This is a genomic window from Limnohabitans sp. (assembly GCF_040401495.1).
Classification (GTDB): domain Bacteria; phylum Pseudomonadota; class Gammaproteobacteria; order Burkholderiales; family Burkholderiaceae_C; genus Limnohabitans.
The window spans coordinates 1-17744 of the sequence record NZ_JBBAOI010000019.1; the positions used below are offsets into that span (position 1 = coordinate 1).

General features: G+C 51.1%; 13 protein-coding genes. 5 read left to right on the top strand and 8 right to left on the bottom strand.

Going from position 1 to position 17744, the window contains the following annotated elements:
* The 3 genes from parC to AC9UEO_RS10770 all read left to right on the top strand — a co-directional run.
* The coding region (gene parC, locus AC9UEO_RS10760) for a DNA topoisomerase IV subunit A (RefSeq protein WP_509533088.1) at positions 1–2079 on the top strand (2079 nt) is incomplete at its 5' end.
* Positions 2080–2109: 30 nt separating this feature from the next.
* Positions 2110–3234 (top strand): efflux RND transporter periplasmic adaptor subunit, encoded by a 1125-nt coding sequence (locus AC9UEO_RS10765; RefSeq protein ID WP_509533091.1) that lies wholly within the window; start codon positions 2110–2112, stop codon positions 3232–3234.
* Positions 3231–6287 (top strand): efflux RND transporter permease subunit, encoded by a 3057-nt coding sequence (locus tag AC9UEO_RS10770; RefSeq protein ID WP_509533094.1) that lies wholly within the window; start codon positions 3231–3233, stop codon positions 6285–6287. The genes AC9UEO_RS10765 and AC9UEO_RS10770 overlap by 4 nt, the downstream gene beginning before the upstream one ends.
* Here the strand turns inward: AC9UEO_RS10770 and AC9UEO_RS10775 are convergent.
* Positions 6284–6742, bottom strand: coding sequence for a RidA family protein (locus tag AC9UEO_RS10775; RefSeq protein ID WP_509533097.1), 459 nt, complete (start codon positions 6740–6742; stop codon positions 6284–6286). The two genes, AC9UEO_RS10770 and AC9UEO_RS10775, sit on opposite strands and share 4 nt — an antisense overlap.
* Before the next feature lie 108 nt (positions 6743–6850).
* Between AC9UEO_RS10775 and AC9UEO_RS10780 the strand changes: the two genes are divergently transcribed.
* A complete protein-coding gene (locus AC9UEO_RS10780) occupies positions 6851–7279 on the top strand; it encodes a surface-adhesin E family protein (RefSeq protein ID WP_509533100.1) in 429 nt (142 codons plus the stop codon).
* 120 nt (positions 7280–7399) lie between these two features.
* Entirely contained in the window at positions 7400–9772 is a 2373-nt protein-coding gene (locus tag AC9UEO_RS10785) for a DNA internalization-related competence protein ComEC/Rec2 (protein ID WP_509533103.1), read from the top strand.
* Positions 9773–9808: 36 nt separating this feature from the next.
* Here the strand turns inward: AC9UEO_RS10785 and AC9UEO_RS10790 are convergent, their stop codons facing one another.
* The 7 genes from AC9UEO_RS10790 to AC9UEO_RS10820 all read right to left on the bottom strand — a co-directional run bounded on the left by AC9UEO_RS10790 (position 9809) and on the right by AC9UEO_RS10820 (position 17743).
* Positions 9809–12697, bottom strand: coding sequence for an ImcF-related family protein (locus AC9UEO_RS10790; protein ID WP_509533104.1), 2889 nt, complete (start codon positions 12695–12697; stop codon positions 9809–9811).
* A gap of 278 nt (positions 12698–12975) precedes the next feature.
* On the bottom strand, positions 12976–13674 hold the full coding sequence (icmH, locus tag AC9UEO_RS10795; protein ID WP_509533107.1) for a type IVB secretion system protein IcmH/DotU: 699 nt from the start codon (positions 13672–13674) through the stop codon (positions 12976–12978).
* Entirely contained in the window at positions 13671–15053 is a 1383-nt protein-coding gene (gene tssK, locus AC9UEO_RS10800) for a type VI secretion system baseplate subunit TssK (protein ID WP_509533109.1), read from the bottom strand. The genes icmH and tssK overlap by 4 nt, the downstream gene beginning before the upstream one ends.
* The gene (gene tssJ, locus AC9UEO_RS10805; RefSeq protein ID WP_509533112.1) at positions 15031–15615 is read right to left on the bottom strand and encodes a type VI secretion system lipoprotein TssJ; all 585 of its coding nucleotides are present in this window, start codon (positions 15613–15615) and stop codon (positions 15031–15033) included. Before tssJ ends, tssK begins: the two co-directional genes overlap by 23 nt.
* 65 nt (positions 15616–15680) lie before the next feature.
* On the bottom strand, positions 15681–16073 hold the full coding sequence (locus AC9UEO_RS10810; protein WP_509533115.1) for a PAAR-like domain-containing protein: 393 nt from the start codon (positions 16071–16073) through the stop codon (positions 15681–15683).
* A 6-nt stretch (positions 16074–16079) separates the two neighbouring features.
* Positions 16080–16709: a DUF3540 domain-containing protein gene (locus AC9UEO_RS10815; protein WP_509533118.1), complete on the bottom strand. Its 630-nt coding sequence runs from the start codon at positions 16707–16709 to the stop codon at positions 16080–16082.
* Positions 16710–16723: 14 nt separating this feature from the next.
* Positions 16724–17743 (bottom strand): pentapeptide repeat-containing protein, encoded by a 1020-nt coding sequence (locus AC9UEO_RS10820; RefSeq protein ID WP_509533121.1) that lies wholly within the window; start codon positions 17741–17743, stop codon positions 16724–16726.
* Position 17744: the final 1 nt, after the last annotated feature.

Consider the following 17744-nt stretch of genomic DNA (forward strand, 5'->3'; position numbering starts at 1 on the left):
CACCCGCACGGCGACAGCGCCGCCTACGACGCGCTGGTGCGCATGGCGCAAGATTTTTCGCAGCGCTACCCGCTGATCGATGGCCAAGGCAACTTTGGTTCACGCGATGGTGACGGCGCAGCGGCCATGCGCTACACCGAGGCGCGACTCGCCCGCATCACCAGCTTGCTGCTCGATGAGATCGACGAAGGCACGGTGGACTTTCAGCCCAATTACGACGGCTCCACCGAAGAGCCCAAGCAACTGCCTGCGCGTTTGCCGTTTGCCTTGCTCAATGGCGCCAGCGGCATTGCGGTGGGCATGGCGACCGAAATCCCCAGCCACAACCTGCGCGAAGTGGCTGATGCCTGTGTGGCCTTGATCAAAAACCCCAAGCTCTCACACGCCGAGTTGCTGCAAATCTTGCCCGGCCCCGACTACCCCGGTGGCGGTCAAATCATCAGCAGTGACGCCGATATTTCAGACGCTTACGCCACGGGTCGCGGCTCGCTCAAGGTGCGAGCGCGTTGGGTGATTGAAGACTTGGCGCGCGGCCAATGGCAGTTGGTGGTGACCGAGTTGCCCCCCGGTGTCAGCAGCCAAAAAGTGTTGGAAGAAATTGAAGAGCTCACCAACCCCAAGGTCAAGACCGGCAAAAAAGCCCTGAGCCCAGAGCAAACCATGCTCAAAGCCACTATTTTGGCGGTGCTCGACGGCGTGCGAGATGAGTCCAGCAAAGACGCGCCGGTGCGCTTGGTGTTCGAGCCCAAAACCCGAACGATTGAGCAGCAAGAACTCATCACCACCTTGTTGGCGCACACCAGTTTGGAGAGCTCATCCTCCATCAACCTGACCATGGTCGGTTTGGACGGTCGCCCCGTGCCCAAGACCCTGCGCCAAATGCTGGAGGAGTGGATTGCGTTTCGGCAAACCACGGTGCAGCGGCGCTCACAATTTCGTTTGGACAAGGTGCTGGCGCGCATCCATATTTTGGAAGGTCGCCAGTTGGTGTTGCTCAACATCGACGAGGTGATTCGCATCATCCGCCACAGCGACGAGCCCAAGCCAGCCTTGATCGAGCGCTTCAAGCTCTCAGAGCGCCAAGCCGACGATATTTTGGACATCCGCTTGCGCCAATTGGCGCGCTTGGAGGCCATCAAGATCGAGCAAGAGCTCAAGGAGTTGCGCGAAGAGCAGGGGCGTTTGGAAGATATTTTGGGCAGCGCCACCTCGCTGCGCCGCTTGATGGTCAAAGAGATTGAGGCCGACGCCAAAACCTTTGCCGATGCACGCCGCACCCTCATCCAAGCCGAGAAAAAAGCCGTCGCTGAAGTCAAGGTGATTGACGAACCCGTCACCGTGGTCTTGTCTGCCAAAGGCTGGGTGCGCTCGCGCACAGGACACGGCCACGACCCGCTTGGCTTTGCCTTCAAAGCGGGTGACGAGTTGTACGACACCTTCGAGTGCCGCACCGTGGACCAACTGATCGCCTTTGGCTCCAATGGGCGGGTGTACTCGGTGCCGGTGGCGTCATTGCCCGGCGCTCGGGGCGATGGCCAACCCGTCACCACCTTGGTGGATGTGGAAGCAGGTACGCAACTTGTGCATTACTTTGCCGGCCCTGGCACGCTCACCTTGTTGCTCAGCGGCTCTGGTGGCTATGGCTTTGTGTGTTGCATCGATAACCTGATTTCCCGCAACAAAGGCGGCAAGGCCTTTATCAGCTTGGGCGAGGGCGAAACCGTGTGTTGCCCGTCCCTGGTGGGCGGGGGCAATGGTGAAACGCCGCTGCCGATTGCCACCCATGTGGCCTGTGCTTCCACTGGCGGGCGAATACTCACCTTTGCCATCAGCGAGCTCAAAGCCATGGAAAAAGGCGGGCGCGGCTTGATGCTGATTGACTTGGAAGACAAAGACAGCTTGGCTGGTGCTGCGGCCTATACCCGCAGCGTGTGCATTGTGGGCGTGGGGCGGGGTGGAAAAGACCGTGAGGAAACGCTGGAAATCAGAAGTCTGAACAATGCCCGTGCGGCCAGGGCTCGTAAAGGCAAGGCGGCGGACTTGGGTTTCAAGCCCACGACGGTTTTTCGGGTCGAATAAAGCCAACTCGTCTTTTAAAGAAAGAATGTCATGCGTACTCAAAGTTTGGCGACAGGCTGTGTTTTAAGCTTGCTTTTACTTATTGGTGTGAACACTGGGTATGCCCAAAGTACCCCACCCAAGGCCGAACCCAGACCTGCGTTGACAGTGACTGTCACCCGTGCGCAAACCCAAAACCTGTCTCAACGTGTCAGCGCCAACGGCACCGTTGCTGCTTGGCAAGAGGCGAGCATTGGAGCAGAAATTGGCGGTTTGCGACTCACCGAGGTACGGGTCAATGTGGGGGATGAGGTCAAAGCGGGTCAAGTGCTGGCGGTATTCGCCGCTGACAATGTGCTGGCTGAAATCAACCAAGCCAAGGCGGCCATGAATGAAGCCAAGGCGGTGGCTGCAGAAGCCCAAGCCAATGCAGATCGCGCCCGAGCATTGCAGCCCAGTGGTGTTATCAGTGCCCAACAGTTCAACCAAAGCCTGACGGCAGAAGCCACCGCCAAAGCGCGTGTTGAATCTGCACAAGCGTTGATGGCAGTGCACGAACTGCGCTTGCGTCAAACCCAAGTTAAAGCGCCAGACAGTGGTGTCATTTCAAGTCGCAGCGCCAGTGTGGGAGCGGTGCTGGGTTTGGGCACCGAGTTATTTCGACAGATTCGTGGCAATCGTTTGGAGTGGCGTGCTGACTTGGTGTCGTCCGAGTTATTCCAAATCAAGACAGGTCACAAGGTGAATATCCAAGGTGCGGGTGGAGGTTCTGTCACTGGGACAGTGCGTATGGTGGCGCCTACGGTGGACGGAATAAACCGCACCGGTACTGTATATGTAGATTTGCCGCCTAACGCCATGTTGTCGCTCAAACCCGGTATGTATGCGCGGGGTGATTTCGAGTTTGGCTCATCTGCTGCTGCCTTGGTGCCTCAGCAGTCGGTGGTGATACGCGATGGTTTTTCTCAGGTCTTTGTGGTGCAAACCGATCAACGTGTCAAACTTTTCAAAGTGAACTTAGGGCGTCGACAAGGGGAGTGGCTGGAAGTCATCTCTGGTCTACCGCCCGAGGCCAATGTGGTGGTGAGAGGTGCTGGCTTTTTGACAGCAGGGGACTTGGTCAAAGTGGTTGCTGAAACCCCTGCAGCGAGTCAGCCTGCTGCTACCAAGCCATGAACGTTTCCGCTTGGTCTATTCGCAACCCCGTCCCCTCGGTGGTGTTATTTGTTTTGCTGACTTTCGCTGGCTTGTTGTCTTTCAACCATATGAAGGTGCAAAACTTCCCTGACTTGGATTTGCCCACCATCGTCATCACTGCCGCCTTGCCAGGCGCAGCACCGGTGCAAATGGAGACTGAGGTTGCTCGAAAAATCGAGAATGCTGTTGTCTCAGTGTCGGGTTTGAAAAACCTGTACACCAAGATCCAAGATGGCAATGTGCTCATCACCTGCGAATTCCGCATTGAAAAATCGGTACAAGAGGCGCTGGACGAAGTACGTTCTGCGGTCAATGGTGTGCGTAGCGACTTGCCCCCCGATTTGCTCGACCCCATGGTGCGCAAACTCGAATTCACGGGTGGGCCGGTGTTGGCTTTCACCATCGCGACCTCCGAAATGGACAACGAGGGCTTGAGTTGGTTTGTGGACCAAACCGTGACCCGGCGGTTATTGGCCGTCAAAGGCGTTGGTGCAGTTACCCGCGTGGGTGGCGCGAACCGACAGGTCGAAATTGCGCTAGACCCTTTGCGTTTACAAGCATTGCATTTAACGGTGGCTGATGTGTCGCGGCAACTGCGCCAAGTTCAAGGAGAAAGCTCGGGAGGGCGCACCGATTTGGGCGGCTTTGAGCAGTCCATGCGCACTTTGGCCACAGTGAACTCTGCGGCTGAATTGGCCGACATTGAATTGTCGGTTGGTAATGGCAGACGTATACGTCTACGCGACATCGCAACCATTAAAGACACGGTGGCGGAGCAGCGTTCCTCGGCTTTTTTAAATGGTAAACCTGTGGTGGGTTTTGAAGTGGCGAGAAGCCGCGGCACCAGCGAGGTAGAAGTGGGTGAGGCGGTCTTCAAAGCCTTGGATGAATTGCGCCAAGCACACCCTGGCGTCTCTTTCACCACCGCTTTTGACTTTGTCACCCCTGTGAAGGAGGAATACCACGCATCCCTCATCTTGTTATACGAAGGCGCATTGCTGGCGGTTTTGGTGGTGTGGTTGTTTTTGCGCGATGTGCGGGCAACCTTTGTGTCAGCTGTGGCCTTGCCCTTGTCGGTCATTCCGGCTTTCATTGCCATGGACTACCTCGGGTTTTCTATCAATGTCATTACTTTGTTGGCGCTGTCTTTGGTGGTGGGAATATTGGTCGACGACGCCATCGTAGAGGTGGAGAACATCGAACGCCACCTCTACATGGGTAAGACCCCTTTTCAAGCTGCGATGGAAGCTGCGGATGAAATTGGCTTGGCAGTGATTGCGACCACCTTCACCTTGGTGGCAGTGTTTTTGCCTACGGCGTTCATGAGTGGGGTGCCGGGTAAGTTCTTCAAGCAATTTGGTTGGACAGCTGCGTTGGCAGTTTTTGCTTCCCTTGTTGTGGCGAGGGTGCTGACACCCATGATGTCGGCTTATATGCTCAAGCCGCCCAAGCACGCGGCTGTCAATCCTTTTTGGATGCCCATCTATTTAAAGCTTGTGCACTGGTGTCTGCGTCATCGCTTTTGGACGGCTTTAGCCGCTGCCAGTTTTTTTGTGGGTTCGCTGATGTTGATCCCTTTGCTACCCACCGGCTTTCTTCCAGCCGACGACAACTCGCAAACGCAGGTGTATCTGGAATTGCCACCTGGCTCCACCCTGAGCCAGACCATTCAAGCGACGGAAGCGGTCAGGCAACAGTTGCAACAAGTGCCAGAAATTCAAAGCATCTACACCACCGTGGGAGGAGGCTCGGCAGGTACCGACCCCTCTATGCCGCAAGCGGCTGCCCAAACCACCTTGGCCACTTTGACCATTCAGTTATTGCCGCGTGGGCAGCGGCCCAAGAAGGGCCTCATAGAGCAGCGCATTCGTGAACAGTTAAGCACTGTTCCTGGGGTGCGCTACAAAGTAGGACTAGGGGGTGCAGGTGAAAAATACTTGGTCATGCTCACTGGGGAAGACCCTGTTGCTTTGCAAGCCTCTGCCACTGCATTCGTTCGCGATTTACGCACCGTCCCTGGCTTGGGTTCCATCAACTCCAGCGCCAGTTTGGTCAGACAAGAAATCGCTGTTCGACCAGATTTTGCACGTGCAGCGGATCTTGGTGTCACCAGCGCTGCCATTGGCGAGACCTTGCGCATAGCCACAGTCGGCGATTACGACGCAGCTTTGCCAAAGATGAATTTGGCACAGCGCCAAGTGCCCATCATGGTCAAGCTGGCCGACAGTGCCCGCCAAGACTTGAATGTGCTGGGTCGACTGAGTGTGCCAGGTGCCAAGGGGCCAGTGATGCTGGCGGAGGTGGCCACCTTGAGCTTGAGCGGAGGTCCTGCCTTAATTGAGCGTTACAACCGCACCCGCAACATTGTGTTTGTGATTGAGTTGTCAGGCGTTGGCTTAGGCGATGCCAAAAACCTGGTCAATCAATTGCCCAGCATTCGCGACTTGCCCAGTGGTGTGAAGTTGGTGGAAGTGGGAGACGCCGAGATCATGGGCGAACTGTTTGCCAGCTTTGCCTTGGCCATGCTGACAGGCATTTTGTGTATTTACTTGGTGCTGGTGCTGCTGTTCAAAAGCGTGTTGCATCCCATCACGATTTTGGCGGCTTTGCCACTCTCTTTGGGTGGCGCATTCGTCGCTCTTTTGATTGCTGGAAAGAGCTTTTCTATGCCCTCGCTTATTGGCTTGATCATGCTGATGGGGGTAGCCACTAAAAACTCTATTTTGCTGGTGGAATACGCCATCGTGGCCCAAAGAGATGGTGGTTTGAGCCGCTTTGATGCTTTGATGGACGCTTGCCAAAAACGTGCTCGCCCCATTGTCATGACCACCATTGCCATGGGTGCAGGTATGTTGCCCATTGCCGCAGGGTGGGGCAGTTCAGACCCCAGTTTCCGCTCACCCATGGCAGTAGCGGTGATCGGTGGTTTGATCACCTCCACCTTCTTGAGCCTGCTGGTCATACCAGCGGTGTATTTGTATCTCGACGACTTGGGATTGCTGATAGCCCGTTTGTGGCGGCGGCTACGTTAATGCAGTTCAGCGATGAGCTCAATTTCAACGCAGGCGCCTCGCGGCAACTGGGCCACGCCAAAAGCACTTCGGGCATGGGTGCCAGCTTCACCTAACACTTGGCCTAAGAGTTCTGAACAACCATTGGTGACCAAATGGTGCTCAGTGAAATCGGGGCTGGAGTTGACCAAGCTCATCACTTTTACGATGCGCTTGATTTGGTGCAAGTCGCCACCGGTGGCCACGTGCAAGGTGCCCAACAAGTCTATGGCGACCGAACGAGCCGCAATTTGCCCCAAAGCGGTGTCCATATTGGTGCCCAGTTGTCCTACCCATGGATTGCCATCTTGCTTGGCAATATGGCCGCTGACAAACACCAAATTTCCTGTCTGCACAAAAGAAACATAGGCTGCGACTGGTGCGGTCAATGGGGGAAGAACGATGTGCAGTTCTTTGAGGCGTTGGTAAATATCCATGGGGGTCTCCAGAAAAAAAGTTTGGCATGAGTGTAAAGTGCGGAAATGATAAGCAAACCCTTGGAATTTTTGTCTAAAGTTATGCTCATTTCAGTCGATCCACTGCGTATGAAGCCATTTTCTCTATCCCGCTTAGCTTGCACTGCTGTCTTGTTGCTCAGCCCCTTGGCACATGCCGAATGGGGTGAACTGACCAAGGACGAGGAGGTTTTCTATGGCTGGGACAAGGAGTCTGTGCAAACCGTGCATGTCTCTCGTCTTGTGTGGGCCATTACCAATTTGACCAGCCCAACCAAATTTGGCGGTGGCGGGGACTTTCAATCTATCCTGACCCGCTACCGTATCAATTGTAGAAACGATACTTTTTTGAAACTGTCTGAAAGCATCTATGCGCTTCCCAATGGCAAGGGCAAAGAGTTATCAACGATAGATAAGCCTGATTGGCGGCCCAATGACACCGCTATCCGCCCAGGCACGCATATCGCACTTCTGAAAAAACAGATTTGCACTCCCACCCAAACCGCCTCAGCTGAGTAAATTCCTCTTCAACGCTTTGCGTTTTGCAAAGCGGTTTGAAGGGACCACGACCTGCAACTACCCACCCCTTGGCTGTCATGGCTCAGCCCCTTGCTGCTGGCATGGGTCTTTGGCAATGCATTGCAATTATTTCAGGCAGAGCTGGGCAGCAATTGGCACTATCTTTGGCCCATGCTTTGTGCAGGTTTACTGTGCTTGACTGCCTGTATCGCTTGGCGTCGGGCTTCACCCTACACATTCCCCTACTTTTTGGGTTTATGCATTTGCTGGGCCAGTGCCATGGCCAGTGTGGCGGCTTTTGCATATGCCAGTGTGGGTTGGCGAGCACTTGTTTATAAACAAAACGCTTTGCCATCCGAGGTGCAAGGCTTAGACCTGGAGGTGACTGGCACCGTGGTCAGCCTGCCGCAACGCCATGCCGATGGATGGCGTTTTCGCTTCGAAGCCTCTGAGGCGGTTCGCCAAGACAGCACCGTCAAGGTCAACCTACCGTCGTTGCTGCAACTGGGTTGGTATGCCAACGACAGAGCTGGGTCGCAAGCCTTGCCAGTCATCCGTGCCGGGCAGGTCTGGCGACTTCCCCTTCGATTAAAGCAGCCCCATGGCTTGGCCAACCCTGGTGGTTTTGATGTGGAGTTATGGTTTTGGCAGCAGGGCATCCATGCTGGCGCATCTGTGCGAACCGGTACGCGCAGTTCTCAGCCCTTTCTATTGGGTCAGACCAGCGAATGGGCCATGGTTCATTGGCGGCAATGGGCCCGCGATGGCATACAAGAAAGCGTGAGTGATGCGCGGTGGGCGGCGATTGTCTCGGCCTTGCTGGTGGGGGATCAGTCAGGGCTGGACCGTGCAGACTGGGATGTGTTTCGCGCCACGGGTGTGGCGCATTTGATGAGCATTTCGGGCTTGCACATCACCTTATGGGCTTGGGTAGCGCGTTGGTTGTTACAGCGGCTTTGGCGCTACAGCGATTTGTGGGGTCGCTCTTGGTGTCTATGGCTGCCTGCGCCCCATGCGGCGCAACTGGGGGGCTTATTGCTTGCCACTTTGTACGCGGTCTTTAGCGGTTGGGGTGTTCCTTCACAAAGAACAGTTGCCATGTTGGCTACCGTTGGTGTGCTGCATTACCAAGCCCTGCGTTGGCCTTTGCATACCCAATGGTTGTTGGCCATGGTGGTGGTGTTGCTGATCGACCCTTGGGCTTTGATGCAAGCAGGGTTTTGGTTGAGCTTTGTGGCGGTTGGCATGCTTTTCATGTCGCAACCGACCCTAAACAAGTCCAGACTGGTTGGCTATGCATGGTCCTTGGTGCAAGAGCAATTGCGACTCAGCGTATGCCTGGCCCCCTTGGGCATGGTGTTGTTTCAGCAAGTGTCTTTGGTGGGATTGTTCGCCAATTTGTTGGCCATCCCTTGGGTTACTTGGGTGGTTACGCCTTTGGCCTTTGCGGGTTTGGTTTGGTCGCCGCTGTGGCAAGCAAGCGCATGGGCCGCGCAAGTGTTTCATGCCGTGTTAGAGCCTTTGGCGTATTTGCCGTGGGCGGTTTGGCACAGCGCTGCCCCGCCTTGGTGGGTGGCTGCAGGAGGTTTGCTAGGCGCTGTCATGTGGGCTGGGCGCTGGCATGGCTTGGCGCACTGGGTAGGCTTGGTGTTGCTGCTGCCAAGCTTGTGTTGGCCACCATCTCGCCCGCCTTTGGGCAGTGTCGAGTTGCTGGCGGCTGATGTTGGACAAGGCAATGCGGTTTTGGTGCGCACCGCTCATCACAGTCTGTTGTTTGACGCAGGTCCGCGCTACGGCAGCGAAAGCGATGCGGGTGAGCGTGTCTTGCTGCCTTTGTTGCAACGCATGGGCGAACGCCTCAATTTATTGGTACTGAGCCACCAAGACGCAGATCACTCAGGAGGAGCACTTGCGGTTTATTTTGCGCATCCGAAGTCTGAGGTGTTGAGTTCCATCACCTCTGAGCACTGGCTGGGCCACACCGTTCCCATGAAACGCTGCCAAGCAGGTCAGTCATGGCAGTGGGATGGGGTGGAGTTTGCTGTGCTGCACCCTTTGCCCTCAGACTATGACAAACTCTTGCCACCCAATGCGCGAAGTTGCGTGCTGCGCATCAGCGCTTCTGGGCAGGTTGTGTTGTTGACGGCAGACATTGAAGCATTTCAAGAGCAAGCCTTGGTACAACGCGCCAGCGACCAACTCCGCGCCGATGTGCTCTTGGTGCCGCATCACGGTAGCAAAACGTCCTCCACCGAGTTGTTTATCGATGCGGTTCAGCCCCGCTGGGCCTTGTTTCAAATGGGCTATCGCAACCGATATGGACACCCAGCGCCGCAAGTGCTAGAGAGATATGTCAAGCGTCATATTGCGTTCAAGTTGTCACCGTCATGCGGCGCCATGACTTGGCGCAGTGAGAACCCAGCGCAAGTCATGTGTATGAGGGAGGAGAACCGACGCTATTGGCATCATTCTTTGCGCAAAGTTGATGATTAAAAAGCCAAAGTATTTGGGGTGTAGTGAGCAACACTTTTAAATGCACAAGTTTTCATACAACTTCGTGCTCAAGGGATTCAAGGTGTCTAAGGTTGAAACTTCAAGTTCCAAATGACCCAACTCGGTTTGAAAGTTCAGCAATAATTTGTTTGGATCGCTTGTTGCCTTTTGCTTGGCTTGAGAAGCCCAATGCAGCAAGCCCCAAGGACCTGTGGTCTGGAATCGGCTGGTGCGCCCATCTAAATCGGTTAATTCCATCTCTATGGTGGGCACTGTTCCATTGCCCGACCAGGTGAACTTTTGCAAATACTGCTGTCCATGGGAATAACTCCAGCTTTGGTCGTCAAACCTAATACGGACCATTCGTATAGAGTTTTCTAACTCTACAGGTTTAACAAAAAAACTGAATTCGCTGCCACGTTCAGGAAACCAAGCTTTTCCAATTTTTGATGTGCGCTCCAGCCAACGAAGATCTTGACTGGTCAACACCTTATTGGCGTCTGAGGGGCGTTTGTTACCAGAGCCTGAAATACTTTCAATCTGTATTTTCTGATCTGCAATGAACTTTGGAATTCGACCTTGGGCTGAAAAATCGTCCACAAATTCGCGCCACAGCATTTCCTGTTTATTTTTAAAATTCAAGGGGAAGCGAGGTCCTGACATACAGCTTTTATAAGAGGGGATACCCCGCAATTCAGCGACAACTGATTCTTGGTTTTGTTTTTGAAGCTCTGACTCGGTATTGAAAAGCAGTGCCATGGTCATTTCTTTCAGTGGCTTTGGCAACTGAGAAGCTTGTACTTGCAGACGTTTGAGCACACCAGGCTGAGATGATTTGACACCCGTTTGTTCTGAAGCATCGGACTGCCCAAGGTACTGACCAATGGCTGTGATGTTGCTGAGTAACCTGTCGCGATCAGGTGACTTGCCGTTTTTGTCGGAAAAGTAACGACGTAACACCACAAAGTGTTGGCCAATTGCGCGTCGCGGGTCATTGACGTTGGGGCCCGCCGCGGCTGTCGTTCGCCAACCGAATTGAAACTGCACATTCAGCCAGTCTTCGTAAATCTTGTTCGTAAATCGCTCGTACCAACTCAGATTGATTGTTCGCGGCAAGGGCATATGCACGTCCAACACACTCAGCAACTGAGTGATGGGCGAGTCTTCGCTACCAAACATCACGGCCCGGTCTGCTGCTTGCAACAAACCATCCACACGGTTGAGTTTGAGCGCTGAAAACCACTGCTCCCAGCGTTCTGTGGCCACTTCGACGTATCTGGCATTGGTCAAAGACTTCAATGCTTCAAATTCATCTCGCGAAAGTGCTGTCTCATCCACGCCCATGATCCACTGGTACTCGCTGGCCCATTGCGGGAAAGATTGCAAAGCAGGTACATACCCATTCACATAACCGTCCGAGGTAAATAACCAAGGTATTTCCTCGTTGTTGACAAACCAAGAAGCAGCAGCGCCCATGGTGTTGGGCAGGTTGAAGTTTTGATTTTGTTGGGTGTTGGCGCTGTCGTAAATACCACTCCACATTCGTGCTGCCAAGCTGAATTTATATTCACGGGTGAGTTGGACGCGCCAGGCTTGCGTTTGCTTTACCCCCAAGTTGTTAGGCTTGCCAAATTGTTTGAAATAACTCAGCGCCAGTTCGGCTTGATCCGATTTGATGTTGCAGTCTTCAAGCACGCGTTGCATCAGCTTGTCATCTGCGCGAGTCGGTTGATTCAGCATCAAAGCAAATGCTATGGCTTTGTAGAGTTTTTCGCTGCTGAAGTCTGAGCCCTTGTCTACACACGCAATATTGATCCTCATGAGATGAGGTACCAAATAGCCTTGAACCAACAGGAATTGACGCGCATCCAAAGCTTCTTTGGGTTGGATGTTCAAGGATTCTTCCAAAATATATGTCGTGTCCAAGTTCAATGTGCTGAGTGTTTTCAGCGCTGTCAGTATTGGATTGATGTCGTTGACCGTATGGGTTAAATCCTGCGATTGTTGACTCATGCTGGGTTTGAGGCGAAACCATTCTTGTTGTGCTTGGGTGTGCCTGCCAATACGAAGAATGGTTTGGTCCAGCAAAAAATAGCCGAAGAAAACCAAAGAAAAGCACAACAAAATATTGCTGCTCAAAGCGACATCTCGTCTGAATTGACCTTTTGCATGGTCTTTGAGAACCACACTGAGAACTCCTTTCCAACCCACCAGCATCTGGTTGTTGTTGCCCCACGACCAAAATACGCCGCGTAAGCTTTGCAATTGCTCCAAAGCTGTCCTTGTGAATGTCAATTGGTTGGCGCATTGAAAGTAAATGCCTAGCCTGGCTTGCGCAGTAGTTATGTGGGTACTGGGTTTGACAGTACTGGTATGCAAAGCATGAAGCAATTGGTTTATCAGTTTTTGCCAAACAGGCTTGCTGAATGTGTGGTGCAGTGGCAAAGAGAAACCGTACGCCAAGGACGATTCATTGATATTCCAAGCGTGCAGTGTTTCTTCATTGAATGTGTTGGATATCAAAAACCAAAACGGCAATGACTTCAAGCTCAATTGCTGCCATTGCTTGAGTTTGAATTGCAGTTCTTTAACCAACAAAGGCCTTTGGTCGGCGTCATCCCATTTTTTGTTATCGACTACCCACACCAAACTGCGGGGCTTGTAGCGCCAGCGAAGCACTTGCGCCCAATCCTTCCATGCTTCATTGGGAACGGTTAGCCAAATCAATCCTTTAGAGTAAAAATACCGCCCCACTTCGGTTTCACCACTGTCCCAAATAATGGGATGGGGCCAAACGGCCATAAGTTCAGCCACACTGGCGGGTTCTCCATGCACAATGATGTGCGGGTGCGTAGTCCAGTAGTGACCAGACAGATAACCACCCGCAATGCCACGCATTTGTTGCCGCATGACTTTTAATGCCATACGGCACTCTTCGGTCAAGTTTTTTTCATCACTTTCGGTACTTGGCAAACTCAATTGATGCCACAGCCATTGGTACAGCCTCACCAACAGAGGCAAACTCAAAATAACTGGGACCAAAAGAATGACAAAGATGCGCCAAGCTACCGGTTCGAGTGGACGCGAATCACCTATGCGAAGCTCTGGCCCGCCCCACCAGACCAGTGCAAAAAAAAGGAATGCAATTCCTAAAAAAAGTAATATTTTTAAAAATTGTGCAAGCTTGGACAACATATACAGGCTCAGTCTTTTTGACTGTAATTAGGTAAAGTGGTTTGAGCAACCTCATTCCATTGCGCTGCCAGCGTGAGTTCAACCAATACAAAAATAATGAAGCTCAACAAGGCAATCAAGCTGATGCTCTTGAAAAGCGACCAAATCTGCCGCCCCTGAACACTTCGCATCGCCAATTGAACCAGTTGCTGCAGGTGAGCCTCATTGTGCTCATTGCCATAGATGGCTTTATGAAGTCGTGTTCTTAGCTGATAAAGCGTATTCTCGCCATCCACCATGGCTCGGTACCGGCCACGAAACCCAAGTGCGATACAAATTTCGTACAGTTTCAATATGTCCAATTCATGGGTACTTCTACGACCCTTAGAAATCAGCAGTTTCTCTAGCGTATGCCAAGATGATTCTCCGCCATGGGCATTGCCATGGTGTTTGGCCAACAAACTCAGCTTGGTCCAACTCAAATCAAACCGCTCAATGAGCAACTCATCCGATAAAGTGCAGAGTAAGAAAGAACCATGGGCGACCATGTTTTTACTTCCCGTCAAACGCAGCGCTTGGTTTTCAAATTCACCTAAAGACGTGTCTAATTCCTGACTGCATTGAATCATGGTTGCAGCCATACTTTGTGATGCTTTGCTCTTCATCAAATACGAGTGAAGAACCTGTAAAAAAGGCCTTGCTGCTTCGACAAAGGAACTGCTTTTCACAAACCGCTCTCCAACATACCCGCCCTTGATTGGAATAGCCATCCTTTGAGAACCAGGCCAGGCCATTGGCCTGTGATGTGAAGACCTATATTGCGCGATGACAACAATTCCTGCCAAGTGCGGCTGTTTTTTTGCAATTCAAAATAATGCCAACCCGCTTGCAATGGCAATTCGGGTGGCGTCGTGGGTAAATGCAACAATTCGATACCCGCCATTTGCAGCCGTATTTTGTCGACCAAAGTGTCACTGGCAGAAACAATGGTTTGTCCCGCAAATCGCTGCCACATCCAGTCATCGGGTACTTGGGCGTTGACTGCCAGCACAATACGGTCTTGGGCCGTTAACAATGGCAGTAATTGTGTACCCATGTAAGTGCCATCGCTGGCCACTTTGAATTGCATTTCGACAGCCAGCCTTGTGCGAATACTAGACAACATGGTCTTGATTTGCAGCAAGATGGGAATGAACGAACTGCAGGGATCATGGGGATTCCAATGGGTTGCCAGATTCATTCTGATGGGAGGGTGTTGGACAGCCCCCAATTCACAAGCCACAGCAATCAAGCTTTCGTAAACTTCCAGTGGTTTACACGGAATCAAATTGAGCTTGAGTTGCAATGCGGATTCGTAGCGCAACAGTGTTTGAAGCAATAAAAAATCAGAGGTTTCCAAAAGCGATGTGGATTGGGGCTGGTTTAATCGTTTCATCTGCCAATCAGCGCGGTGCTTGAGCAACTGAATGACGCTTTCAACTTCTAACCACAAGTATTGACTTGCCCTCAAGTCCAGCAGTGGCGGCGAAAACATGGGCTCGAGTTGAATTTCATTTTTTGAACTTATCGATGAAATTTTGGCAATAGGCAGCGCAATGTCTGAGCCACTGACATCGGGCAGTCGGCTTAAGCGTAGCTTTAAAGCGCCCAATTGCAGCACATCGGCACTTTGATCGACGGAGAATTCTTGAACGCTATACCTGGCTTGTGCTTGCGAACCATTGACTTTGTCCTTGATGGGTATCAGAGCCATCGCACTTTCAGGGGATGCGTACTCTAAACCCTGAGAGCCAATCACCAAGGCAATCGTTTGTCCCTCATCATTGGATTTGAGAGACAAAGGTTCTGGCAAGTCTTCTGTATTCTCTGCTTTGAATGGACTGCCATCTGGAAAAATACCACTGATAGACGTCAAGCGCAAACTTCCTCGAGACAAGTCGCCGCTGTCAAAAGTCATGGCACTGATGCCAAAAACTTGCTGATTCAGTTGTTGATTCAGTTCGTTGACTTGGTGTGAAAAATAAGCTTCTTGTTGCTCAAAATGCTGAGGTAGCAGCAACAATCCGTCGCTCCATAAAACACGCTTATTGGTTGGTATGTTGAGCATGTGAGTCTCCGTCGTCGGAAATTTCGATATGGGTACCTGAGAACCGTAATTTTTTGGTTTGAGTGGCAGAATTGTTCGGAATCAAGATGACCCTGTTTTGGTCTTTGGGCTGTTGGGATGTTCTGTAGTTGGCCAAAATGGCAATAAAAGAAGTTCTGTTGGTTGTCATCACCATGGTTTTTTGTTCACCTGGAGCCAAGGAAATATCTTCGCTGCTGGTTAAATCTGCCCCAAGCGCTTGAGTTGGGTTGATGAGCAATGCATAAGCCGTGCTTTGTTTGAACTTACTGATTTTTTCAAGTTGGAAAATTCGAATTTGTACGGGTGAAGCATTGTTTTGCGAATTTGGATTGAGCCAATTGTCGGATTCCAGTTCCAAAGTGATATCTACCTTTTGTGGCAGTGCAGGGACTACTGGTAATGGTGGAATGGCTAAGGGCGTGACTTCTGGTTTAACAATTTCATTCGCTTTTTTTGCATTTTCAATGGATTGTCGAGACTCAATACCCAAAAATTTCATGCCAGGAATAGGCTCTAAAAAAGACGATACTTTGTCGTCCACAGTTCGCATCAAACTGCATCCACTGAGAACACACAGGCCTATCCATAAGGGTAAGTAACGCATGGTCATGGTGAAAGTACCAGTACACATAATTGGTTGGGCGTGGATGCCATGGAAGGTGTGTTGATGGTGTTGCTTACCCCACAAGACGTCACACGCTTGGTAGGCAAACCACCCATCAAACAGGTATTTGAATTCACGAATGAAAAAGAGGGCCCCATGACTGTTCCACTGGCCACACCCGAATAGCCCGGTAAATCGTCAGTGGTGATGCCAATCACGGTACCCATATTGTGTACGGGTGCACCACCTACCAAAAAATTAGGAGGGAAAGGTGCACCCAAACTCTCAACACCTGAATTGGAATACGGGATATTTTGATCGGACACTCCACTGTTTGTGGCACACACATCAGGGCCTCCAGCGGTGAGGGAAGGGAATTGATTAAGCGCAAACATATGACATCAACCTAAATGAATTTGTGCAGCATCAATTTTCATGACACCGTGCCCTGTGATCACACCCGTTTTTGTGGACAGTGACATGACGTTGTCCACTTGCAAATCATAATTAGCACATTGCACAGATTCAATTTCACTAACTTCTTTGATAGACCTTCTGCTTTTACTGAACAGCAAATCAGCCATCATGGACATAAAGGAGCCAATCCATTCAATGGTGGAAACTGTGGCGTGTACTTTGGTACTGGTTAAATTGATTAACCCATGCGTAGCAGACCATTGATGGCTAGCGGTTTGAAGGTGCTCAAAATTCATCAAGGCATTTGGAGCAGACACTTGCATCTGTGGGGCTTGTAAAACGATATCTCGAACACCTGCTGTCACCAGCACAGCCATGATCCAAGTTTGCTCCTCATTGGTGGCAATCATGGCGGTGTCTCCCAGTTGGGGAATGGTCATGCATGAAGCAGCACGATGTGCCACATGGCTTTGACTGTCAAACACAACGTAAGAGTCCTCCTGAACTTCAGTCACCACAGCGGTGGTAATTTTGAAAGCAGGCTTCGCTGATTCCGACAGAGGGGATTTGACTGTGGTGTTGACCGAAGTGGGATGGATTGCAGTAACTGGCATGTATGTTCTCCTTTTCAATGGTTTTGTTGGATTTCACGTAAATGGCTTGTCGTGAATTGACTCAAAGGCAGCCCCTTGCTTTGGCTGGCCTTTGCATAGTTGGTTGAGATATTGGTGAATACGCTGTCAAATACCTGTGAATGGCTGTAATCTGAGAAATCCAAATTGGCATTGCTGAACACGCAAGCTGTTAAGTGCGAAGAATTGAAATTGGCATACTGCAAGTCAGTACTTGAAAAATTGCAGTTGTTTAACTTGGCTTCATTCCAAAGCGATTGCTTGAGTAAGGCGCCTTCAAATTGACAATGTTCTAGCGTGCTCGTCACCCACTGAGAGTTTTCTATCCGTGCTTTTTGAAAATCAGCAGCTATCAAGTGAGAGAGTGTGAAATTACAAGAACTTAAATCGAGATCCACAAAAGAGCACTTATTTAATTCAGATTCAATCAATTGGCATTGATGCAAAGTTGAATTTGCAAAATTAACCTCAGACAACTTGACTTGGTAGAAGACGCAATTGCGCCATTTGTTGTTGAGCAAAATGGTGGATGTCAAATCAGCAGTAGAAATGAAAGATTCATAAAAATTGATGTTGGTGAAATTGGTTTGCTGCCAACCTGTGCTGCTAATCCATGCAGATTTCTGAGCTTGGGTTTGGATGAATTGAACGCCATCCATCTGGCTTCCCGAAAACACACATTCATCCAAATTTGAGTCACTTAAATCGGCATGACTCCAGTTGCAATCGATAACCTGCCATTTAAACATTTGGCAATGATTCAGCTTTGCATGGGTCATATTGCACTGGTGCATTTGTATCATTTCACACAAACTTTCAGGCCAAACAGTGTTTTGAAGATCGCATTCAATGAATACAGTTTGCTCAAACCCATTTACGTTGAAACGTACACCTTGCATATTGCATTGGATGAATTTAGCGCCATTCAAATCCATGCCAGACAGGTCTAAGCCTGCCAAATTGAAGTTTTGGACAGGTGTTCCTTTCTCAAGTTGTGTTTGGAGTTCGTTCAACATG